Annotated in this window: 21 protein-coding genes; 12 read left to right on the top strand and 9 right to left on the bottom strand. The window is 65.8% G+C overall.

Annotated elements, in window-relative coordinates; genetic code table 11:
• Nucleotides 1–83 precede the first annotated feature (83 nt).
• The 3 genes from HCA61_RS19945 to HCA61_RS19935 are packed head-to-tail and all read left to right on the top strand — an operon-like array spanning nucleotide 84 to nucleotide 3,345.
• A complete protein-coding gene (locus tag HCA61_RS19945) occupies nucleotides 84–1,286 on the top strand; it encodes an iron-containing alcohol dehydrogenase (RefSeq protein WP_169690117.1) in 1,203 nt (400 codons plus the stop codon).
• The gene (locus HCA61_RS19940; RefSeq protein ID WP_169689947.1) at nucleotides 1,283–2,659 is read left to right on the top strand and encodes a histidine kinase; all 1,377 of its coding nucleotides are present in this window, start codon (nucleotides 1,283–1,285) and stop codon (nucleotides 2,657–2,659) included. Before HCA61_RS19945 ends, HCA61_RS19940 begins: the two co-directional genes overlap by 4 nt.
• Entirely contained in the window at nucleotides 2,656–3,345 is a 690-nt protein-coding gene (locus HCA61_RS19935; RefSeq protein WP_169689946.1) for a response regulator transcription factor, read from the top strand. Before HCA61_RS19940 ends, HCA61_RS19935 begins: the two co-directional genes overlap by 4 nt.
• Nucleotides 3,346–3,349: 4 nt before the next feature.
• Here the strand turns inward: HCA61_RS19935 and HCA61_RS19930 are convergent, their stop codons facing one another.
• Nucleotides 3,350–3,691 (bottom strand): helix-turn-helix domain-containing protein, encoded by a 342-nt coding sequence (locus HCA61_RS19930; RefSeq protein WP_169689945.1) that lies wholly within the window; start codon nucleotides 3,689–3,691, stop codon nucleotides 3,350–3,352.
• 86 nt (nucleotides 3,692–3,777) lie between these two features.
• Here HCA61_RS19930 and HCA61_RS19925 point away from each other — a divergent pair, with 86 nt between their 5' ends.
• Entirely contained in the window at nucleotides 3,778–4,596 is an 819-nt protein-coding gene (locus tag HCA61_RS19925) for an NAD(P)H-dependent oxidoreductase (protein WP_169689944.1), read from the top strand.
• Here the strand turns inward: HCA61_RS19925 and mftM are convergent.
• Nucleotides 4,545–5,354 carry a mycofactocin oligosaccharide methyltransferase MftM gene (gene mftM, locus HCA61_RS19920; RefSeq protein ID WP_169689943.1) on the bottom strand — a complete coding sequence of 270 codons (810 nt, stop codon included), beginning with the start codon at nucleotides 5,352–5,354 and terminating at the stop codon, nucleotides 4,545–4,547. The two genes, HCA61_RS19925 and mftM, sit on opposite strands and share 52 nt — an antisense overlap.
• Entirely contained in the window at nucleotides 5,351–5,995 is a 645-nt protein-coding gene (mftR, locus tag HCA61_RS19915; protein WP_169689942.1) for a mycofactocin system transcriptional regulator, read from the bottom strand. Before mftR ends, mftM begins: the two co-directional genes overlap by 4 nt.
• Nucleotides 5,996–6,135: 140 nt before the next feature.
• On the opposite strand from mftR, the gene mftA reads away from it, so the two are divergent.
• The 7 genes from mftA to HCA61_RS19880 are packed head-to-tail and all read left to right on the top strand — an operon-like array spanning nucleotide 6,136 to nucleotide 13,822.
• Nucleotides 6,136–6,231: a mycofactocin precursor MftA gene (gene mftA, locus HCA61_RS19910; RefSeq protein WP_006553546.1), complete on the top strand. Its 96-nt coding sequence runs from the start codon at nucleotides 6,136–6,138 to the stop codon at nucleotides 6,229–6,231.
• A gap of 1 nt (nucleotide 6,232) precedes the next feature.
• Nucleotides 6,233–6,547, top strand: a complete 315-nt coding sequence (gene mftB, locus HCA61_RS19905) for a mycofactocin biosynthesis chaperone MftB (protein WP_206040350.1) — start codon at nucleotides 6,233–6,235, stop codon at nucleotides 6,545–6,547.
• A gap of 25 nt (nucleotides 6,548–6,572) precedes the next feature.
• Nucleotides 6,573–7,817, top strand: a complete 1,245-nt coding sequence (gene mftC / locus HCA61_RS19900) for a mycofactocin radical SAM maturase (protein ID WP_169689941.1) — start codon at nucleotides 6,573–6,575, stop codon at nucleotides 7,815–7,817.
• A 21-nt stretch (nucleotides 7,818–7,838) separates the two neighbouring features.
• Complete coding sequence (gene mftD / locus HCA61_RS19895) at nucleotides 7,839–9,047, top strand: pre-mycofactocin synthase MftD (protein WP_169689940.1); 1,209 nt, start codon at nucleotides 7,839–7,841, stop codon at nucleotides 9,045–9,047.
• Between the two features lie 22 nt (nucleotides 9,048–9,069).
• Nucleotides 9,070–10,986 carry a mycofactocin system FadH/OYE family oxidoreductase 1 gene (locus HCA61_RS19890; RefSeq protein WP_169689939.1) on the top strand — a complete coding sequence of 639 codons (1,917 nt, stop codon included), beginning with the start codon at nucleotides 9,070–9,072 and terminating at the stop codon, nucleotides 10,984–10,986.
• Between the two features lie 51 nt (nucleotides 10,987–11,037).
• The gene (locus HCA61_RS19885; RefSeq protein WP_169689938.1) at nucleotides 11,038–11,850 is read left to right on the top strand and encodes a mycofactocin-coupled SDR family oxidoreductase; all 813 of its coding nucleotides are present in this window, start codon (nucleotides 11,038–11,040) and stop codon (nucleotides 11,848–11,850) included.
• Between the two features lie 4 nt (nucleotides 11,851–11,854).
• The gene (locus tag HCA61_RS19880; protein ID WP_169689937.1) at nucleotides 11,855–13,822 is read left to right on the top strand and encodes a mycofactocin system FadH/OYE family oxidoreductase 2; all 1,968 of its coding nucleotides are present in this window, start codon (nucleotides 11,855–11,857) and stop codon (nucleotides 13,820–13,822) included.
• A 92-nt stretch (nucleotides 13,823–13,914) separates the two neighbouring features.
• Here HCA61_RS19880 and HCA61_RS19875 read toward each other — a convergent pair whose 3' ends face one another.
• The 6 genes from HCA61_RS19875 to HCA61_RS19850 all read right to left on the bottom strand — a co-directional run bounded on the left by HCA61_RS19875 (nucleotide 13,915) and on the right by HCA61_RS19850 (nucleotide 20,884).
• On the bottom strand, nucleotides 13,915–15,555 hold the full coding sequence (locus tag HCA61_RS19875; protein WP_169689936.1) for an ABC transporter ATP-binding protein: 1,641 nt from the start codon (nucleotides 15,553–15,555) through the stop codon (nucleotides 13,915–13,917).
• A 32-nt stretch (nucleotides 15,556–15,587) separates the two neighbouring features.
• Entirely contained in the window at nucleotides 15,588–16,454 is an 867-nt protein-coding gene (locus HCA61_RS19870) for an ABC transporter permease (protein WP_169689935.1), read from the bottom strand.
• Entirely contained in the window at nucleotides 16,451–17,410 is a 960-nt protein-coding gene (locus tag HCA61_RS19865) for an ABC transporter permease (protein ID WP_169689934.1), read from the bottom strand. Before HCA61_RS19865 ends, HCA61_RS19870 begins: the two co-directional genes overlap by 4 nt.
• A gap of 6 nt (nucleotides 17,411–17,416) precedes the next feature.
• Nucleotides 17,417–18,994, bottom strand: coding sequence for an ABC transporter substrate-binding protein (locus tag HCA61_RS19860; protein WP_169689933.1), 1,578 nt, complete (start codon nucleotides 18,992–18,994; stop codon nucleotides 17,417–17,419).
• Nucleotides 18,995–19,067: 73 nt separating this feature from the next.
• The gene (locus tag HCA61_RS19855; RefSeq protein WP_169689932.1) at nucleotides 19,068–20,036 is read right to left on the bottom strand and encodes a TauD/TfdA family dioxygenase; all 969 of its coding nucleotides are present in this window, start codon (nucleotides 20,034–20,036) and stop codon (nucleotides 19,068–19,070) included.
• A 41-nt stretch (nucleotides 20,037–20,077) separates the two neighbouring features.
• Nucleotides 20,078–20,884, bottom strand: coding sequence for a TauD/TfdA family dioxygenase (locus HCA61_RS19850; protein ID WP_169689931.1), 807 nt, complete (start codon nucleotides 20,882–20,884; stop codon nucleotides 20,078–20,080).
• Nucleotides 20,885–21,074: 190 nt separating this feature from the next.
• On the opposite strand from HCA61_RS19850, the gene HCA61_RS19845 reads away from it, so the two are divergent.
• Nucleotides 21,075–21,734: a TetR/AcrR family transcriptional regulator gene (locus tag HCA61_RS19845; RefSeq protein ID WP_169689930.1), complete on the top strand. Its 660-nt coding sequence runs from the start codon at nucleotides 21,075–21,077 to the stop codon at nucleotides 21,732–21,734.

The following is a 21,734-nucleotide window of genomic DNA, read 5'->3' as shown; positions in this document are numbered from 1 at the left end:
CGCGGCGGCCTAGGGTGGGGAGGCGCACGTAAGCTGGATCACACACATGCGCCGACCGTCAGGAGTGAGCAGTGGCCGTCGTCATTCCGGAGCCCGGGTATGCGGGGTCGCGCCACCACCACGATGCGGGGAGCCGTCCCGGGGTCGTGAAGTTCCATGCCCCGGAGATCGTCTTCGGGGAAGGGTCGCTGGTCGAGGCGGCCCATGCGACCGCGCGACTCGGCGGGGTCCGGCCCATGCTCGTCACCGATCCTGGACTGGAGGCGGCCGGGTGGGCCGACGAAATGCGACGCCACCTCCTCGACCGCGGTTTGAGTCCCACCGTCTGGTCGGACCTAACACCCAATCCCAAGGACTACGAGGTCGCGGCCGGTCACGAGGTGTACCGCGCGGCCGGCTGCGATGTGCTCGTCGCGCTCGGCGGAGGCTCCGTGATCGACGCCGCGAAGGGCATCGCGATCCTCGCCGCAAACGGCGGCAGCATCCTCGACTACGAGGGCGTCGACCGCGCGAGCCTGCCGATCCCGCCGATGGTGATGGTGCCGTCGACGTCCGGTACCGGTGCCGACGTGTCCCAGTTCTGTGTGGTCACCGACACCGCACGCGGCAGCAAGGTCACCATCATCGGGCGGTCCCTGGTGCCCGATCTCACGGTGATCGACCCGCGATTGCTCACCACCATGCCCGACGACCTCAACGCCGCAACCGGCCTCGACGCGCTGACGCACGGCGTCGAGGCATTCGTCTCCCTCGCACACAATCCCCTCACCGACCATCACGCGCTGCGGGCGATCGACATGGTCACCGGCACGCTGGTCCGCACGATCGACGACCCACTCCACATGGCGGCGCGCGCGGCGATGGCACAGGCGAGCCTGGAAGCCGGGCTGGCCTTCACCAACGCGATTCTGGGCGCCACGCATGCGATGAGCCATCAGGTAGGTGGTCTCCTCGATCAGCCCCACGGCGTCATCAACGGGGTATTGCTCCCGCATGTCATCCGATTCAACGGCGCGTCCGATCCCGACCCATACGTCACGATCGCCGCGACACTCGGACTCGATGAAGCACGTGGGCCCGCAGCCGACGCGGTCGAAGCGGTCGCCGCGCGGATCGACGACCTCTCCCGCCGGGTGGGTGTGCCACGAGGGCTGAAGCAGCTCGGAGTCACCGAGAGCGACCTCCCGCGGCTCGCCGAGGGGGCACTCCGCGACGCCTGTATGTCCACCAATCCGCGCACTGCAACCCACGCGCAGATGATCGAACTGTTCCGGACGGCGCTGTGAGCGCGCCGGACCTCTCGGCGCTCACTGGCCTCAGGTCGGGAAAACCGACGTTCTATCCTCAATACCGCGGTGCGGCAGAACGTCTCGAACGGGTCGTGTATGCGCTCGAATTGATCTCCCGAGCGCTCGTCCGCACCGTCGAAGGCCCCGAGACACTGATCTGCGCCGTTGCGGAGGCTGCTCGCGCACATCTGAGCGCCCGCTGGGTAGCGTTTGCGCTCACCGACGGCACCCTGCCGGATGCAGGCCCTCGCCGCCTCGTGCTCGGGCCGGACGCCACCCCGTTCCTGGTCGACAACGTCGAAGGGCCACCGCTGCCCGACGAGGTGGTCTCGGTCCTCGAGGACATAAGCCGCGGATCGATCGAACAGGACACCGCGGTCGCGCCGCACCGTGCACTCGTGCCGATCGTCCTCGACGGGGGCGTGGCCGGGGCGATCGCGGCGTGGACACCCGAGCACCGCGTCCTCGACAGCACGGATCGGGCGGTGCTGTCGATCCTGGCGAGCCAGACCGCGGTCGCGCTCCAGAACTCGGCGCTGTACCAGCGGGGGCAGTTGCTGCTCCACCGCGCCGAGCAGGCGTACCAGGAAGCGAATCGTTCGGCGGCGGACCTGCAAGCGCGCAACGAAGAACTCGAGGCGACGCTGCGTGAGTTGGCACTGACCCAACGCAGGCTCGGCGCGGCGCATCGACATCAGGCGCTCGACGAGGAACGGCACCGTATCGCACGTGAACTCCACGACAGCGTCACCCAGGCCGTGCTGTCCGCCGGCATGCAGATAGAAGTGTGTCGCAGTGAGATTCCCACCGAGGAGCGCAGTGAGCGGCTCGATCTGGCCAAGGAGTTGACCCGCCGCGCCGTCGAACAACTCCGGTCCGCCATCTACGCCCTCAACCGCACCTCCGACGCCGATCGCTCGTCGCTCCCCGAGATGCTCGAGCAACTCCGGGTCGCGCACACGCCCGCCGAACTCGACATCGCAGTAAGGGTGGGCGGAACACCCCTCGAACTGTCCGGCGACGCGGAACACTCCCTCCTCCGGATCGCGGGTGAGGCACTGTTCAATGCCGCCGTGCACGCGAACGCGACCCGGGCGATCCTGCGCCTGACCTACAGCCCCGACTCGGTGCTGTTGTCCGTCGCAGACGACGGTGACGGAGACCCTGCGCGCATGCGGCTGATGCTGAAGCTGGCCGACGGCAACGACCTCGACGGCCGTCATCGTGGGCTGGCCAACATGAAGGCTCGCGCACACGAACTCGGCGGCACCCTCGAGGTGCGCCGAGCCAGGATCGGCGGGGTTCGCATCGCCGTCCGGATCCCGGTTCGCCGCCCGGCTGCACCGGCCACGACGGGAGAACTGCAATGACCCTGCCGCAACAACACACGCCGCAACAGCACCCACAGCGTGCCCATTCCGGCACCATCAGGATCGCGCTGGTCGATGATCACGCGATCCTCCGCCAGGGATTACGTTCGATCCTCGATCGGGAACCCGACCTCGAAGTGGTGGGGGAGGCGTCCACAGATGTGGAGGCGGTCGCGCTGGTCGACCGGATGCGCCCGGACATCGTCCTGCTCGACCTGAAGCTGTCGGCCGGGTCCGACTTCGAAGGCCTGGCTTTGTGCGGGCAGTTGTCCGCATCCCACCCCGGCACCGGATTGCTCGTCCTCACTACCTTCCTCGACGAGCAGATCGTCGTCCGTGCGGTGCATGCAGGTGCCCGCGGCTACGTCGTCAAGGATGTCGACACCACCGAACTCGTTCGCGCTATTCGCGCGGTGTCGCGTGGGGAGAGCGCATTCGATTCGCGCAGCGCGGCGGCGGTGGTGCGGTCCCTCAACGGTCAGGGCGTCTCGGCCGAACAACTGACCGGGCGGGAACTCGAGGTGCTGAAACTGCTCGCGGGTGGCCTGTCGAACGCGAAGATCGGTGAGCAGCTGTATATCTCGGCGACCACCGTGAAATTCCATGTCAGCAACATCATGCGCAAGCTCGGAGTGACCCGTCGCGCGGAGGCGGTGTATGCGGCGAGCAAGCAGGGCCTGATCTGACTTGTCAGGATGAGGGCAGCTGCTGCTCGAAGTTCTTGCCCCACTCGTCGAGCCAGGCGACTGCGATGTCGAGTGTCCGCCCGAGGTCGGTCAATTCGTACTCCACCCGCGGCGGTACCTCGGCGAAGACGGTACGCGAGACGATGCCGTCGGTTTCGAGGTCGCGGAGTTGCCGGGTGAGGACTCGCGGACTGACAGGTCCGACGAGTCGTCCGAGTTCCCCGAATCGACGCGGTCCGTCGAGCAGGTACTTGACGATCGTCAGCTTCCACGCCCCGCCGAGGACCGCGACCGCCACTTCGACCGGACACACCCGCAGCGCCGTTTCCACCGCTTTCCTGTGCATCGGACCTCCAATGCTTACATTTCTGTCACTATCGGACATGAATGTGCGTACTTCCCAATCGAGTTGCAGCATCAGAGTATGGGAGTATGACGTCGAACGAAAGCGTGCTGTGGGTGCACGCGCATCCCGATCGAACCTCGTTGAATCATGCGCTGTTCCGGTCCGGTACGGATCGACTGCGGTGCGTCGGCCATGATGTGTCGATTTCGGATCTCTATGCGCAGAACTGGAATCCGGTGCTCTCCGGCGCAGATTTCGTCGGTCCGGTAGGCGACACCTTGTCGGCGCAGCAGAAGCATGCCACCGCGACGGGAGGGCTCGCTGCAGACATTCGTCGTGAACAGGACGCCGTGCGGGCGGCACGGTACATCGTCGTGCAGTTCCCGCTGTGGTGGTACGGCATGCCCGCGATACTCAAAGGCTGGTTCGACCGCGTGTTCACCAACGGGTTCGCGTTCGGAGTGCACGACGAACACGGACATGTCGTCAAGTACGGGGACGGCGGCCTCGCGGGCAAGACGATGCTCGTCGTGGTGACCGCGGGTGACCGGGACTCGGCGCTGGGTCCGAGAGGAATCAGCGGATCGATCGATCACGTCCTGTGGCCGCTGCTCCACGGCACCGGCTTCTACACCGGGATGCGGGTGCTGCGACCGCATCTGATCGCGAGCGCGAACTGCATCGACGCACAGAGCTTCGACGCGGAGGAGAAGCGGTTGCACGCCCGGCTCGGCAAGCTCGAGACCGAACCGGCAATCGATTTCCGGTCGCTACGCTCCGGTGACTACGACGCCGATCACGTGTTGTTGCCGCACATCTCTGCCGGTGCAGGCGGCCCGGACAGCCATGTGCGTCAGCGGGCGTCGAGCACCAGCCAGCCGCCGTGGTGCTCGAACGCCTCGTAGGGCAGTCCCGTGCCGCGACCCAGCGCCTCGAGCGCGGTGAGATCGAACGTCCGGATGTGCCCATGGCACGCGGTGGCCTCGTCCTCGAACGGCACGGCAACCACGACGCGCTCACGTGCGACCCGCACGGCCTCGCGCAGTACGGCGTCGCCTATCTCGTCGTCGACGTGTTCGAGCAGGTGGATGGCGGTGACGGTGTCGGAGCTGTTGTCGGGGACGGGCACGTGCGCGGCGTCGCACACGATCGTGTCGAGTTCGATGCCGAGCTCGGGCGCGACGGCGTCGAGCAGCCGCATGGTGCCGGGCAGGATGTCGGTGGCCGTGACGCGAGTACCGGCGCGGGCAAGGCGGAGCGGGAGGAAACCGAAGCACGACCCGAGGTCGAGGACGTGGCCGCGGACGAGCTCTTCGGCTCTTTCGTGGATCGGCGCGAAATCTGCAGTGCCGTCGAGGAGTTCGCCCAGAGAATTGCGGTAGTAGGTGACCCACGCGTCGAGTGCGCCGGGGACCGTGGAGCGGACGAGCCCGACCATGGTCAGTTCGAACTCCTCCTGTCCGAATGCGGCATCCTGCACCGACGCGGTGACAGCGGCAACGAGCCGTTCGCTGAGCTGGTCGGCGGTGAGGGAGTGCGTCACGTGCAAACGGTCGTCGCCGCGACGCAGGGTGAGATCGCCGGACGGAACGTGCTCGACCGTCACATGGTCATGTGTCCAGCGTCCGGGAAAACACGGGGCGAGGGAATCGAGCACGGTCATGGCAGGCCAACCTCGGTGGAGTGTGGAGCGACGGTGATACCACTGTAGTCGAGTCCTGCTGTGAGGGGCAGCATTCCGGTGGCGAGCAGCTCTCGGAGATTCGCCGCGGGATTGTCGAGCCATTCCTCGTACGCGGCGAGTGCGACGCCGAGGAGCAGGTACCCGCATGTACGCGGCATGTGGTCGTCCGGGGACGCGCCGGTGCGACGCGCGGTGAACTCGGCGACGACGCGTCGCCACCCTTCGTACATCACCGACGAGTACCCCTGGAGCGCCGGCGTGCGAAGGATCAGGCTCATCCGTGCGCGATGGCGATCGGCTTCCGAGTCCGGGAAGGTGTTGAAGTCGAGTATCGCGGTGGTGAGTGCTTCGGTCAGCGGGACGTCGTCGGGGATCGCGGCGAGGCGGTCCCGCATGTGATCGAGGTGTGCATCGAAATCGCCCCAGGCCAGAGCGTTCTTGGAAGGGAAGTATCGGAAGAACGTACGCCGCGCAATGCCTGCTTCCTCGGCGATGTCGTCGACGCTGGTTTCGTCGAAGCCGGCCTTCTGGAACAACTCGATGCCGATCGCGGACAGGCTCTCCTTCGTGGTGGACGGGCGTCGTCCTACCCGAGCGGACGGTTTTCGTCGGCTTCGCATCGTTGTGCCCTCCCTCACGTGACATTCTGCACTCGATGCCATTAGAGTGGTTAACCGGGTCACAGTGCAAGCGCGGTGTGACACCGGGCTCCAGTTCTGGAGTGTGAAGAAATGAAGTGCGAAAGAACCGAGGAGGAAGCATGTCCGATCGTGACAACGCCGTGATCGAGTCCGATCTGATCGAGGAGTCTCTCGTCGAAGAGGTGTCCATCGACGGTATGTGCGGCGTGTACTGACATGACCGCGCCCGGAGCCACCGACGTGTCCCCCGAAGCTATGGATACCGAAACGTTCGACCCGGGTGCCACCTGGCGGCTCCATCCGCAGGTAGCGCTTCGCCCCGAACCTTTCGGGGCGTTGCTCTACCATTTCGGCACCCGCAAGCTGTCGTTCCTGAAGAACACCGTCATCGTCGAGATCGTCAAGTCGCTCGATGATCATGCATCGGTGCAAGAGGCGTTGCGCGCCCACGGGATCGACGAGAGCGCCGAGCTGCCATACGTGCGTGCCCTCGGCACGCTGGCCGCTTCGAACATGATCGTTCCCGCCTGACGTTCCGACCCAGCAAGGATTCGCCATGACGTCTCTGCTCGAACCACCCGTAACCGCTGCGCCACCGAAGGTGGGGCGCCTCGTCGACCAGTTCGAAAAAGGCCTCGACGCCCCGATCTGCCTGACCTGGGAACTGACCTACGCCTGCAACCTGTCGTGCGTGCACTGCCTGTCGTCTTCCGGTAAGCGCGACCCCCGCGAACTCAGCACGCAGCAGTGCAAGTCGATCATCGACGAGCTCCAGCGCATGCAGGTGTTCTACGTCAACATCGGCGGCGGCGAACCCACCGTGCGCTCCGACTTCTGGGAGCTCGTCGACTACGCCACGGAACATCAGGTGGGCGTGAAGTTCTCCACCAATGGCGTGCGCATCGACAAGAAGGTCGCCGCGCGCCTCGCCGCCTCCGACTACGTCGACGTGCAGATCTCCCTCGACGGCGCGACCGCCGAGGTCAACGACGCGGTGCGCGGTCCGGGTTCCTTCGCGATGGCCGTGCGTGCGCTCGAGAATCTCTCCGAGGCCGGCTTCCGCGACGCGAAGATCTCTGTCGTCGTCACCCGCCAGAATGTCGATCAGCTCGACGAGTTCAAGGCTCTCGCCGATCAGTACGGAGCGACCCTGCGCATCACGCGCTTACGCCCCTCCGGTCGTGCCGTGGACGTCTGGGACGATCTGCACCCCACCCACGAGCAGCAGCGACAGCTCTACGATTGGCTCGTCGCGCACGGTGAAGGGGTGCTGACCGGCGATTCGTTCTTTCACCTGTCCGCCTTCGGAGGCTCCGACGGCGGGGGTGGGCTGCCCGGCCTGAACCTGTGCGGCGCCGGCCGTGTCGTGTGCTTGATCGACCCGATCGGGGACGTATACGCCTGCCCGTTCGCGATCCACGACAACTTCCTTGCAGGCAACATCCTCACCGACGGCGGATTCTCACAGGTCTGGAAGACCTCGGAACTGTTCCGTTCGCTGCGTGAACCGCAGTCTGCCGGTGCGTGTGCGTCGTGCAACTTCTACGACTCCTGCCGCGGCGGCTGTATGGCCGCGAAATTCTTCACGGGTCTTCCGATGGACGGACCGGATCCCGAATGTGTTCAGGGATACGGGCAGTCGGCACTCGAAGGCGAACGCACCGTGCCGCAGTCCAGCGTCGACCACTCACGCACCGGCAAGCGCGCTGAGCGTCGCACCCCTGCGGCGCCGGTGCCCCTGACGCTGCTCACCAAACCCCCCGCCAAGTTCTGCGACGAGAATCCGCTCGCAGGTCTGTAGATCCCGAGGAGACCACTTCAGATGGCCAAGCCTTCCTGGCTGAAGAACCCGTGGGCCCAGGACCCCTGGTTCGAAACGGTCGCGATCGCGCAGGAGCGCGCCCGCAAACGACTGCCCAAGTCCGTCTACGGCGCACTGGTTGCCGGGTCGGAAGCCGGTCTCACGGTGGACGACAACACGGCCGCGTTCCGCGAACTCGGTTTCGCTCCGCATGTTGCCGGGCTGTCCGACAAACGTGAGATGGGTACCCGGATCCTGGGGCAGGACGTGTCACTGCCGGTGATGATCTCCCCGACCGGCGTGCAGGCCGTGCATCCCGACGGTGAGGTCGCGGTGGCGCGCGCCGCGGCTGCCCGAGGTGTGGCGATGGGATTGAGCTCGTTCGCGAGCAAGTCCATCGAAGATGTCGCCGCGGTCAACGACAAGACGTTCTTCCAGATGTACTGGGTGGGCAGCCGTGAGGTGCTCGTCCAGCGCATGGAACGTGCTCGCGCAGCCGGGGCGAAGGGTCTGATCATGACCCTCGACTGGTCGTTCTCCAACGGTCGCGACTGGGGCAGCCCGGCCATCCCCGAGAAGATGAATCTCGACGCGATGATCAAGTTCGGGCCCGAGGGCATCACACGTCCCAAGTGGCTGCTCGAGTGGGCCAAGACGGGCGGAGTCCCCGATCTGACCACACCGAACCTCACGCCCCCGGGCGGAGAAGCGCCCACGTTCTTCGGTGCGTACGGCGAGTGGATGACCACCCCGCTGCCCACGTGGGAGGACGTCGCGTGGTTGCGTGAGCAGTGGGGCGACGGACCGTTCGTACTCAAGGGCGTCATGCGCGTCGACGACGCCAAGCGTGCAGTCGATGCCGGAGTCACCGCGATCTCGGTGTCGAACCACGGCGGTAACAACCTCGACGGCACTCCCGCGCCGATTCGCGCGCTGCCTGCTATCGCCGAGGCGGTCGGCAAGGACGTCGAAGTGCTGCTCGACGGCGGTATCCGCCGCGGCAGCGATGTCGTCAAGGCACTGGCGCTCGGGGCCAAGGGCGTTCTCATCGGACGTGCTTACCTGTGGGGCCTCGCCGCGAATGGTCAGGCCGGTGTCGAGAACGTCCTCGACATCCTCAGTGGTGGGATCGGCTCCGCTCTCATGGGTCTCGGTAAGAACTCGATCCACGAGCTGACCCCGGACGACGTGTTCGTGCCGGCCGGGTTCCGCCGCGACCTCGGTATCTGAGACGAACCTCGTTCCGACACAGATGAGCTCAGGGCGTGCCTGCCCGATCAGGCTCACCGATCCGATCACCCTCGCCGGACGCACCGCTCCGGCGAGGGTGATCTTCGGTCCACATGAGACGAATCTCGCAGAGAGAAGGGCGTTCTCGGCTGAGCACGTCGCCTACTACGAGCGGCGTGCGCGCGGCGGCGCCGGCATCGTTGTCACCGAGGTCGCCTCGGTCCACCGTCTCGATCATCCCTACGAGCGCGCGCCCCTCGCAGAAGTCAGCGGGACCGGGTGGGCAGGGATCGTCGACGCGTGCCGTCCCCTCGGTTCTCTCGTCCTCGCCGGCCTCGGGCACAGCGGCCTGCAGGGGTCCAGCGCCTGGTCTCAGTCGGCTCTGTGGGCTCCGTCGCGTGTACCTGACCCGGCGACCCGTGAACTGCCCGCCGAGATGACCGCCGCCGACATCGATGCCGTCATCGAGGGATTCCGGCGTGCCGCGGCGATCTCCGTCGCGGCGGATACCGACGGTGTCGAACTCGACGCCGGACCCACCGCGTTGCTGCGCCAGTTCCTGTCCGGGCTGACCAACCACCGCGCGGATGCCTACGGTGCCGATCGGCTGCTCCTGTTGCGCGAGGTGCTGACCGCCGTTCGCGACGAGCTCGGAACACAACGAATCGTGGCACTGCGCCTCTCGTGCGACGAGAACGCCCCCTGGGCGGGTATCACCCCGGATGCTGCGGCCGTGTGGGCCCGCGAGCTCGCCCCGCACCTCGACCTGCTCACCGTCGTGCGCGGTGGTCTGTACACACCCGAGACCTACCGGCCCGACGCACACACCCCCGAAACGTTCAACGACGAGTTGTGTCGCGGGATACGCCACGCCGTCGAAGGCGCCGTGCCGGTGGTCCTGCAGGGCAGTGTCGTCGACCCCGTTCGCGCGGCACAGGCTCTCGGCGGGATCTGCGACATGGTCGAGATGACGCGCGCCCAGATCGCTGATCCCGATCTCGTGCGATCGATCCGGGGCGGTCGACGGCCGAGACCGTGCGTGCGATGCAATCAAGCGTGTCTCGTCCGGGATTTCCGCAACCCGATCGTCGGATGCATCGGAAACGCCGAGGCCGGGCGAGAGACCCGGCCGCTGGTTCGGCACGCAGACGACCCCCGCGACGTGATGATCGTCGGCGGGGGACCGGCCGGTCTCGAAGCTGCGCGTGTGCTCGCCGAACGCGGGCACCGCGTCGTATTGACCGAGCGGGACGAACGTGTCGGAGGACTGATGTCGCTGATCTCGGTCGGACGAGGGCGCGCCGATTTTGCCGCACTCACTACGTGGATCGAGAGTCGTTGTCGTGCACTCGGAGTCGACATCCGGACCGGCACCGAGGCCGGCGCTACCGACATCGAGTCGGCAGTTGCGGCCGGTATCGCGGTGGTACTGGCGACCGGTGGAGAGCCCCGGTCTCCAGGGTTTCCGGTTGTAGACGAGAGCCGGTATGTCACGGCGACCGAGGTGCTGGCGCACCCCGACCTGCCGTCGGGCCCAGTAGTTGTCTGGGACCCGGCGGGCGGCCCGATCGCCGTCTCGGTGGCCGAACATCTCGCCGAGCGCGGCGCGGAGGTGCACTATGCGACAGCCGACTCGATCGCCGGTTCACGGCTGGCGCCCACCGGCGACCTGGTCGCGGCGAACACGAGGATGGTGCGGGCCGATATCACCCGGCACCTCGACGTCAGGGTGAGTGCGGTCGATGGCAACGGTGTTCACCTCGGGTGCCGCCATTCGAACGAATCGGTGGTGGTGGAGGGGGCGACCCTCGTCGACTGCGCACCGCTGCGTCCGGGTTCGCCCGGGCGGCCGAAGGCGCTGCGTATCGGCGACTGCGTCGCACCGAGAACCGTCCGCTCAGCGGTCGAGGAAGGATACGAACTGGGGCGGACGCTGTAATCTGAGCAAACTGAAACAGGTTCTACTCGACGATCGAAGGGAACGGCTGCAATGGGCGAATTCGACGGCAAGGTCGTCTTCATCACCGGTATCGCGCGGGGACAGGGCCGCAGCCACGCTCTGCGGTTCGCGCGCGAAGGCGCGTCGATCATCGGGATCGACGTCGCGAAATCGGTCACGGACTACGCCACCTACGAGCAGGCAACCGAGGACGACTTCCACGAGACCGTCCGGTTGGTCGAGGAGGTGGGCGGCAAGATCGTGGCCCGCATCGGAGACGTCCGCGACAGCGCCGCCTTGAAATCCGTCGTCGACGAGGGTGTGGCGCAATTCGGCCGGCTCGACGTCGTGGTGGCCAATGCGGGTATCTGCACATGGAACAGATTCTGGGAAATGCCCGACGACCAGTTCGAAGAGCTCATCGATATCAACCTCACGGGTGTGTTCAAGACCCTCAAGGCTGCGGCACCCGCGATGATCGAGGCGGGCAACGGCGGATCCATCATCGTCGTCAGCTCGGTCGCGGGCCTCAAAGCGATGCCGGGCCAGATCAATTACGCGGCAGCGAAATTCGGACTCGTGGGCATCACTCAGGCCGCCGCGAAGGAACTCGGCGAGTTCAACATCCGCGTCAACTCCATCCACCCGTACGGCGTGAACACCCCGATGGGTACCGACGTCGCCGTCCTGAAGCTGTTCGAGAAGCACCCGTCGTGGGGTCCGAACTTCGTCCCGATTCTCACCGAGAAGCCCATCGCCGACCCCGACGATATCTCCGACGCGGTGCTGTTCCTCGCGAGCGACCGTGCGAAGACCATCACCGGAAGTCAGATGGCGCTCGACCAGGGCAACTCGAAGGTCTGAACCGATGTCGCGCAACGCGGACGGAGCCGATCCCCGGGACACCCTGCGGATCGGCCCGTTCACGCTGCGCAACCGCATGATCTTCCCCGCCCACCTCACCAACTTCGCGATCGACGGCGTGATCACCGATCAGCACATCGCCTACTACGAGGCGCGTGCACGCGGCGGTGCAGCCATGATCATCACCGAGGAACACACCGTGCACCCCTCGGATCGGCCGTACGAAAAACTGATTCGTGGGTGGGATCCGGCGGTACTGCCCGGCTACCGGCGGCTTGCCGACGCGGTGCATCGACACGGCACACGGCTCCTCGCGCAGCTCAACCACAACGGAGCGCAAGGCAGCTCGATGTACACCGGGCGCCCGCTGTGGTCGCCGGGAACCGATCCCGACCCGTTGTTCCGGGAAGTACCGATGGAAGTGGGCGAACGCGAGATCGCCGAACTCATCGAGGGATACGCCGACGTGGCGCGTCGATGCATCGACGGCGGCTTCGACGGCGTCGAGATCCAATGCTCGCAGGCCTCGATCCTGCGTGCCTTCCTGGCGTCCGGCACCAATCCTCGCACCGACCGATACGGCGGCGATCTGCACGGACGTGCACGGCTGCTGCTCGAGGTGTTGGCGGGTGTTCGGGCCGCGATCGGGTCGGGCCATGTGGTCGGGGTGCGACTGAGCGGGTACGACGGCACCGACGGGGGTATCGACGTCGACGACTCGGTGCACGTTGCCCGGATGCTCGAGACCACCGGTCACGTCGACTACCTGAACACGTCCGTCGGCGTTGCCACCGAGACACTGCATCTCATCGAAGCACCCATGGCGACCCCGCACGGCTATTCCCTGTTCGTGCCCAGTGCGATCCGCGCCGCGGTGTCCCTGCCGGTCGTCGGTGTCGGACGGTTCACGAGGCCAGACCAGGTTCGGGCAGCCTTGTCCGACGGTGTGTGCGATCTCGTGGGTGCGGTGCGAGCACAGATCGCCGATCCGGACTTCGCCGGAAAGGTTCTCTCGGGCCTCGACGACGAGGTGCGCCCGTGTATCGGCTGCAATCAGGAATGCATCGGCCGCGTCGGTCTCGGCCGGTGGATCGGCTGCACCGTGAACCCGCGCGCGGGCCGGGAATCGGTATTGCTACCCGAGGTGCGCGCACCGGGCCGCAGAGTACTGGTAGTGGGCGGCGGGCCTGCCGGATTGCAGGCTGCGGCGACCGCTGCTGATCGTGGCCACGTCGTCACGCTGTGTGAGCGGAAGACGCTGACAGGAGGTCAGATTCGCGGTGCCGCGGCTGCACCTCACCGCGGTGAGCTCCTCGGCATCGTGACGAGACTCGAAGCGGAATGCCTGCGGGCCGGTGTCGAGATCCGTACAGGCGTCGACGTCGATGTCGACGTCATCCGCGAGCTGCGGCCCGACGCGGTAATCGTGGCGACGGGTGCACGTCCACTCCGTCCTGCATGGGCCGCTGCGATCGAGCAGGTCGTCGATGTGCGCGACGTATTGGAAGGTCGCGCAACGCTGTCCGGCCGGATACTCGTCGTCGACGATCTCGGATTCCACGAGGCGACGTCGGTCGCCGAGCTACTCGCCGACCGCGGCTGCGATGTGACGGTATGTACCCCCGGAATGATCGTCGGCCAGGACCTCGGCCTCACCCTCGACATGGACGGCTGGCTGCGTCGCGCACACGAGAAGGGCATCGGGATGGTGCCCGACGTGGCGGTCGCAGGGCTGGTGGTCCGCGACAACAGGCTCCATGTGTCGCTGGTCCATCACCCCACCGGGAAAACTCGGGTACTCACGGTCGACGGAGTGGTCGTCGCGACGCACCAAGCGCCGGTCGGCGAACTGTGGACAGCTCTGTCGGAGAGCGGGATCCACGTGTCGCGAATAGGCGATGCCGTGACGCCGCGCCGCGCCCACGCCGCGTTCCTCGAAGGCGACCGCGCGGCACTGGAGTTGGGAGTCTGACGTAGGTGCCGCGAATGGTGGTTGGTGTATCGAAATATGCGACACCTACTGTCATCTCCTACCTATCCAGGTCGTGCGGTGCTGAGAAGGTCTCAGACAGACAGCGCTGTCAGACCAGACAGTGCAGCGTGGGTCCGACGTCGCGCCGGATCGGGGACCGGCACCGCGTCGATGAGTGCCCGGGAGTACGGCTCGCGCGGTGAAGTGAAGACAGCATCAACCGGACCGGTCTCGACGACCGCCCCCGACTGCAGCACCACGACGCGGTCGGCAACCTGGTGCACCACAGCCAGATCGTGACTGATGAACAAGCACGCGAACCCGAGTTCGCGCTGGATCTCGGCGAACAGGTCGAGCACCTCGGCTTGCACCGACACGTCGAGCGCACTGGTGGGCTCGTCCGCGATGAGCAGCCGGGGCGCCAGAGCCAGCGCTCGGGCCAGCGCGATACGCTGCCGCTGTCCGCCGGAGAGCTGATGCGGGAAACGGTCGGTGAGGGCCGCAGGCAGGCGCACGGCATCGAACAGATCGAGAACCCGCTTCCGTCGTTCTGCCGGGGTACCCACGGAATGCACGTCCAGGGGCTCACGGACACTGGCTCCGACAGAAAGCCGCGGATCGAGTGAGGTAGCGGGATCCTGCTGCACGAACGCCACATCGCGACGTAGGGTGCGGAGCCGAGTGGCGGAGATAGAGGATAGGTCCTGGCCCTCGACGGACACCCGCCCGGATGTCGCCTGGACGAGGCCGAGGGCGACGCGACCGAGAGTGGACTTGCCGGAACCGGATTCACCGACGAGGCCGACCACTTCGCCGGCGTGCACGGTCAGGTCGACGGAGTCGACAGCGCGGAACGCCGCGGTGCCGCGCCGCGCGGGATAGGTGACGCCCACCTTGTCGAGTTCGAGGACGACGTCCCCGGCGGGCTTCTCGGCAACCGTGGTGCTCGCGTGCTCGGGCAAACGGGGTACAGCGGCGAGCAGCGCCCGAGTGTACGGGTGCTCGGGCGCATCGAAGAGCGAGTGCGCCGTGTCGGTCTCGACGACCACTCCGTTGCGCATGACCACCACGCGGTCGGCGTGCTGGGCGACGACGCCCATGTTGTGGGTGATGAGCAGGATGCCCATGCCGGTGCGCTCACGAATACGACCGAGCAGTGCGAGGATCTCCGCCTGGACAGTGACATCGAGTGCGGTCGTGGGTTCGTCGGCGACGAGCAGATCGGGATCGTTCGCGAGTGCGAGCGCAATCGCGACACGCTGTTTCTGCCCGCCGGAGAGTTGATGGGGAAAGTGGTCCACCCGCTTCGCGGGTTCGGGGATTTCGACCTGTTCGAGAAGAGAGATCGCGAGTGCCCTCGCCTCGGCTTTCGAGACCTTCCTGTGTGCGCGGATGGCCTCGCGCAGTTGCCAACCGATGCGGCGCACCGGATTCAACGCGCTTTGCGGTTCCTGGAAGATCAATGCGACGTCGGAGCCGCGATAGCGCGCGAGGTCGCTCTCCTCGGCACCGATCATCTCGGCTCCGCCCAGGAGGATCGAGCCCGCTACGGACGCGGTCGCAGGGAGGAGGCCGAGGATCGCCCGCGCGGTCATGGACTTGCCTGATCCGGATTCGCCGACCAGCGCGACGACCTCGCCGCGTTCGATCTGGAGCGAGACGTTGTCGACGGCGGGATGCCCGGTCCCGAAGTCGATGGTGAGACCGGAGACGGCGAGCAGTGGTGTGGTCACAGGAAGGTCCTTGCTGGTGAGTGCGGCCGGTGTCAGCGGCGACGCGAACGGGCGGCCAGTGCTTGTGAGATCAGGAGGAGGCCGAGGACGAGAACGACGACCACGACCAGGGGACCTACGACGAACAACGGTGAGTGATAGGCATTCTGGGTGCCCTCCTTGATGAGCGAGCCCAGGGACGGTGTGGGCGGTGTGATCCCGAGGCCGAGGAAGCTCATTGCACCTTCGATGAACACTCCGACAGACATCGCGAGCGCGAGTTGCACCGTGAGTGGTTCGAGGCAATTCGGGAGGATGTGCCGGCGCATGATCCATCCCTCATCGGCGCCGACGGATCGTGCTGCCTCGATGTACGGTGCCTGGCGCACCGTGAGGACCGATGTCCGCATCAGCCGTCCGAACACCGGGATCTCGGCGAGCACGATCACCGTGGCGATCGTCCATACACCCGGGCCGATCACCATCGCCAGAGCGATGGCCAGCACGATGGTCGGGAACGCGATGATCAGATCGAATGCGCGCTGGACGAGTGTGTCGAGCCAGTCATACCGGGTCGCGGCCAGACCGAGCAGCGAACCGAGCGCCGCGCCTACCGGAACCGCCAGGAACACGACGAGCAGGTCGATGCGGATGCCGTACAGGGTGCGGGAGAGGACGTCGCGGCCGACGGAGTCCGTACCGAGGAGATGTTCGCCGCCCGGCGGTTGGAGAGTGGCACCGGGGATCTGCTGGTCGGGTGCAAACGGGGCGAGCCACGGCGCGAACACTCCGGCCAGGACCACGATCCCGACCAGGATCAGACCAGCCAGACCGCGGCCGCGGCGAAGTGCGCTCCAGGCGCTGTCGCGATCCGCACCCACCGGGGAAATCGAGTCAGCAGTGACAGTCGTAGTACTCATGCTCTGTCTCCCAGCCGGATTCGAGGATCGAGCGACGCATTGACCAGGTCGGTGATCAACTGGATGATCACGAACAGTGCCACCGAGAACAGCAGCATCACCTGCACCACCGGGTAGTCCCGGCTCGAGATGGCGCGCTCGATGAGATGGCCGAGCCCGGGCCACGCGAAGATCGCTTCCACCAACACGGCGCCTCCGAGCAGGTGGCCGATCTGGATGCCGAGGACGGTGATCGATGCAGGAAGAGCATTCGGGAGGGCCTGCGTGAGCACGATCCGCCGCCGGGAGATACCCAGAGCCCGTGCGGTCGTGACGTAGGGCTCCTCGAGTTGGGTGCGCAGCGATTCGGTGAGGAACCGCGTCAGTGAGGCCGCGATCGGCAACGCCAGGCACACCGCGGGCAGGATCAGGTACTGCGTCGAGATGCCGATATCGTCGAGAAATCCCCTGCGGGGTGTGCCGCCGGCCGGTAGGACGGCCCACACGACACCGAAGAAAACCACCAAGGCCGCACCGGTGACGAAGTTCGGAATGGCCACGGCGACAGTACCGAAAGTGGTCACGATGCTGCCCAGCCACTTCCGGTCCACGATTACCGACCCGGTGCTCAGAATCAGTGCTACGGCAACAGCGAGGACCAGGGCCGACAGCGCAAGCACGAGGGTGTTCCCGAGTGCGTCGAGCAGGAGCGAACTGATCTCACCGCCGAGGATCAGCGACCTGCCCGGATCGAACGTGATGATCCCGGAGAGCCACGAGAAATACTGTGCAATGGGAGATCCGGTGAGTCCGAGTTCGGCGCGCAGGGCGTCGATCGCTTCCGGGGGTGCATCCGGTCCCGCGAGGACCATGGCGGGATCGCCGGGAACCAAGCGGAGCAGCGCGAAGATCAGTACGGATCCGACGGCGAGGACGACGAGCGCGGAGGGAATCCGTCGCAGAGCGTAGTTCAGCATATTCGGTCACTCACTCAGATAGGTGTCGCTGAGGTCGAGCTCGGCCTTCTTCGACCAGTCGACGCCGTGGACGTTTGCTGACATGGCGAGCCAGTTCTCGGAGGCGAACAACTCGATGAGGAACGCGTTGTCGAGCAACTCGGTGTTGAGGACCTCGTATGCGGCTCGAGCCTCGGCGCTGGTCGGATCGACGATCTTCCACGCGTTCGCGACGGCTGCCTGATAGTCCGGATCGATGAAGTTCGAGGTGTTCTTCTTCGAGTTGAACGGGTAGGCGCTGGTCGGAAGTGTCGCCGGCGTGTACTGCGTGTAGGTGTGGGCGGTGATCCAGAGCCCGCCGTAGGTCCCGCCGATCAGGTGTTTGAGATTGGTTGCCTGGTCCACCGGTTCGAGCCTGGTCTCGATGCCGGCTGCGGCGAGATCCGCGTGGATGATCTGCGCAACGGCCTCGGACTCGCTCGAGCCCGTCGTGTAGGTGATCGGAATGACCGGGATGGCGCCGACTGCCGCGACCAGTGCCTTGGCTTTGTCGACGTCCTGGGCGTAGGTGTCGTTGAGGTCCGCGTCGTACGCGGGAGAGTAGTCCGGCCAGGGCAGGCTGCCCACGGTTCCGTATCCCTGGTAGACGTCGGCGAGGATGCGATCGTTGTCGACCGCGTAGGCGATGGCCTGACGAACCCGGACGTCGCTGATCCCGGGTGCCTGGACATTCGCGCCGATGTACCAGTTGCGTTCCACTCCTGTCTGGTCGACCAGCTGGTAGCGGTTGTCACTCTCGAGCTGTTCGGCGTCGCGTGGAGCGATCGAGAGCAGCAGGTCGAGCTGCCCGGAGCGCAGCTGGGAGACTCGCGTCTGGGCGTCGGGAATGACGAGGTATTCGACACCGTCGAGGTGAGGAGCTCCGTCCCAGTAACTCTCGTTGGCCTCGAACGTGATCGATGAGCTCGGCTTCCACTCCACGAAGCGGAACGCTCCGGTGCCGTTGTAACCGGAACCGGCATCGAAGTTGGCGATGGTGTTCTTGTCGATGATCGGCACGATGTCGAGTAGGTCGAGGATGTTGCTCGCCGGCTGCGAGAGTGTCAGGGTGATGGCGTGCGGGTTCGAGGTGTCGTACTCCGTGATCAGCGCAGCGGTGCTCGCGAGCTGACCGGCCCGCATGGGGTCCGCGTAGGTCCGCAAGCTGAACTCGACGTCCTCGGAGGTGAACGGCTTACCGTTGTGGAAGGTCACGTCGGGTCGCAACGTGAGGGTCACCGACTTACCGTCGGGAGAGACCTCCCAGGATTCGGCCAGGACGGGTTCCGCTTCCAAACCGTCCGGTGGGTAGCTGACGAGGGTGTCGTAGACCAGTCCGGTGATGGTGGCTCCCGCCAGGGCACCGGAGTAGAACGAGGCAGGCACAAGGTCGCCGCCGTCTCCGATCCGGAGCACACCACCTTCGGTGACCTCCGCGCTTCCGGCCTCTGCCGCAGCCTGGTCGACCGCCGAGGTACACCCTGCAACGGCGAGAAGACCGGCAAGGGACAGGGCGAGCGCTCCGAACGTGGAGCGGTGTCGAAGGCGTGCAGGGCGGCTGAACACGGATGGTTCCTTTCGGGAGCAGATCCGGCCACTCGCTGTGCGAAGTGACCGGATCCGTTGGGGGAGAGGTGGGTCAGGCTTCTTCGAAGCCGGGGAAACGGTCGGGGGTGTCGACTACGGAGAAGTGAGATGCATCGCCTGTGATGATCCGGCTGGATTCGCCGTCGACGGAGGTCGGGACGTCGCCGGCCAGCGTCACCCTGTGCACGGAACGCTTGTGGTCGCCGTAGTCGGCGATGCCGTAGTGCTGGGTGGCGCGGTTGTCCCAGATGACGAGGTCGCCGGGGGTCCATGCCCAACGCAGAGTGTTCTCGAGCTTGATGATCCGCTCCTGCAGGAGCTGGTAGAGCGCCGTCGATTCGGAGCTCTTGAGTCCGACGAACTTCTTCACGAAATGGCCGAGCACGAGTGACTTTTCACCGGTCTCGGGGTGGACACGGACCACGGGATGTTCTGTCTCGAACACCGTGCGGGTGAAGTTCTGCATCGTGTCCTTCGTCCTTGCGGCGATGCCTTGCTTGTCGGCGTGGACCCCGGCGTAGTCGTACTCGTTGCTGTGGAGTGCCCACAGGTTGTCCACGAGTGCCTTCAATGGAGCGGGAAGCTGCGCGTACGCGGCGGTCGTCGACGCCCAGGTGGTGGCACCGCCGTAGGGCGGGATCTCGACGGCGCGGAGGATCGAGGCCTTCGGAATCCGGTCGATGAAGGTGACGTCGGTGTGCCAGCTGTTGGCAGCGCCTTCGAGGATCAGGGTCCGGTTGTCCTCCGAGGTCAGCGTCGGGTGAGTGGTGGTCGGCGTACCGAGCGTCCCGGCGAACTCGTACTGGACCTCGTCCGTGAGGTGATGCTGGCCGCGGAAGACGACCACCTTGTTGGCGGCGAGCGCGTAGCGGATGGCGTAAGCGGTGTCGGGCGAGATGTCGCCGGAGACATGAACGCCCTCGATGAGCGCGCCGATGTTCTCGCCGAGCTTGGTGACGGTGATTCCGCCGGCGGTGTAAGTGTCGGTGGAGGTGGCGGGACGAGCTTCGACGGTGGTCATGTGCTTCTCCTCTGGGGGTGCGACGTAGTGGGTATCGGTGGTCAGCGGGCGGGGACGGGTGCCTCCGGGGCCACCTCGATGCGATGGATGCGGCGCGGCTCGTCGCCGTAGTCGTAGATCGCGTTGTGTTGGACGAAATGGTTGTCCCAGATCGCGATGTCGCCTACCTGCCAGCGGCGGCGCACCGTGAATTCCGGTCGGATCGAGACCGATACGAGGAGTCGAAGCAGTGCCTCGCTCTCGTCTGCGGACAACTCGTTGATGTGCGAGGTGAACAGATCGTTGACGAACAGTGCTTCGCGGCCGGTCTCCGGGTGACGGATCACGAGGGGATGCGTTGCTTCGGTGGCATCCGGTCGAGGGGAGATTCGATGTGTCGCGGTCAGGCCGTACAGGGCCTCGCGGATCGGGGCGGACAGCGCGTCGAGCGCGGCGTACTGGTTCGACCACAGTGTGTCACCACCGGCCGAGGGCAGAACCTGCATGTGCAGGATGGAGAACCGCGACGGAGCTGCTCGCCACGCGACATCGCAATGCCAGCGGTTCGCCTGATAGGCACTGCCGTTGTCGGTGCCGATGACGCTGATCTCGCGAAAGCCCTCGGACTCGAGACTCGCCAGATGCTGGTGCGGATACACGATCTCGCCGAAATGCTGCGAGAAGGCCCGGTGGACTGCCGGGTCGACACCCTGACCGGGGAAGAACAGCACACAGTGCCGAGTGAGAGCGTCCTGGATCATGCGGACATCTGCGTCCGTCAGTGAGTCCAGACGCAGTCCGTGAATTTCGGCGCCGATGGCCCCGGCGAGGGGCACAACGGTCACTGTGGGCTGTTCGAGCGTGGTCATCGATCGGGCCTCTCGACGCATGGTGGGTGGTTCAACGAGCGTCAAAGTAATTGCGAAAAGTTAAGTCGGATACGTATACGATCAATGCGCGTCGAAGGGTTTACATTCTCCGGGCCATCCGGTAGAGCTTCGGATCCGACAGGTGCCGCGGCCGTATCGCCGCACGACTTCAGACTCGGGGTGAGAGTGCGTGACGAGCCGAAGAGGCCGGTACCGCTCGGGAGAAGAGACGCGGCTGCTGCTGGTGGAAGCCGCCGAACGCCTTTTCGCGATGCGGGGATATCACGCGGTGACACTGGCAGACGTCAGGGCCGCCGCGGGGCAGAACAACGCGTCGGTCGTCAGATACTACTTCGGGTCGAAGGAGGGTCTGCTCACCGCGATCTTGGACCATCGCCTCCCTCGGATCAGTGCATATCGCGGTGAGTTGATCCGTGAATGGGTTGCGGTCGGCGCGAAATTCACTGCCCGGGATGCACTGTGGTGCCTCGTCGCGCCGTTGGTGGACAGCATCCGTCGGGGCGAACACTACGTGGCCCTGCTCGACAGGCTTCTGGAGGCGGACGTCATCGGCGAGATCTTCACGACAGCGGACCCCCGTGGCACCGCGAGTGGACTCGAGATCGACCACGTCCTACGCAGCGAATTGACCGGCCTTCCGGAACACGCACGGAGGCAACGGATCATCATGGTGTATGCGAGTGTGCTCAGAACACTCGCGCAGTATGCCCGCACGGGAACCGAACTGGCCCCGGCCGAGCTTCCTGCCCTCGTCGATGCGTGGGAGGGATTACTCTGTGCACCGACCTCCCAGGAGACCCAGGAAGTTCGGTTCCTGGCGGGCAGGTAG

This window comes from Rhodococcus sp. HNM0563 (assembly GCF_012726195.1).
In the GTDB taxonomy this organism is placed as follows: Bacteria; Actinomycetota; Actinomycetes; order Mycobacteriales; family Mycobacteriaceae; genus Rhodococcus.
This window is presented reverse-complemented; position numbering and strand designations above follow the sequence as displayed.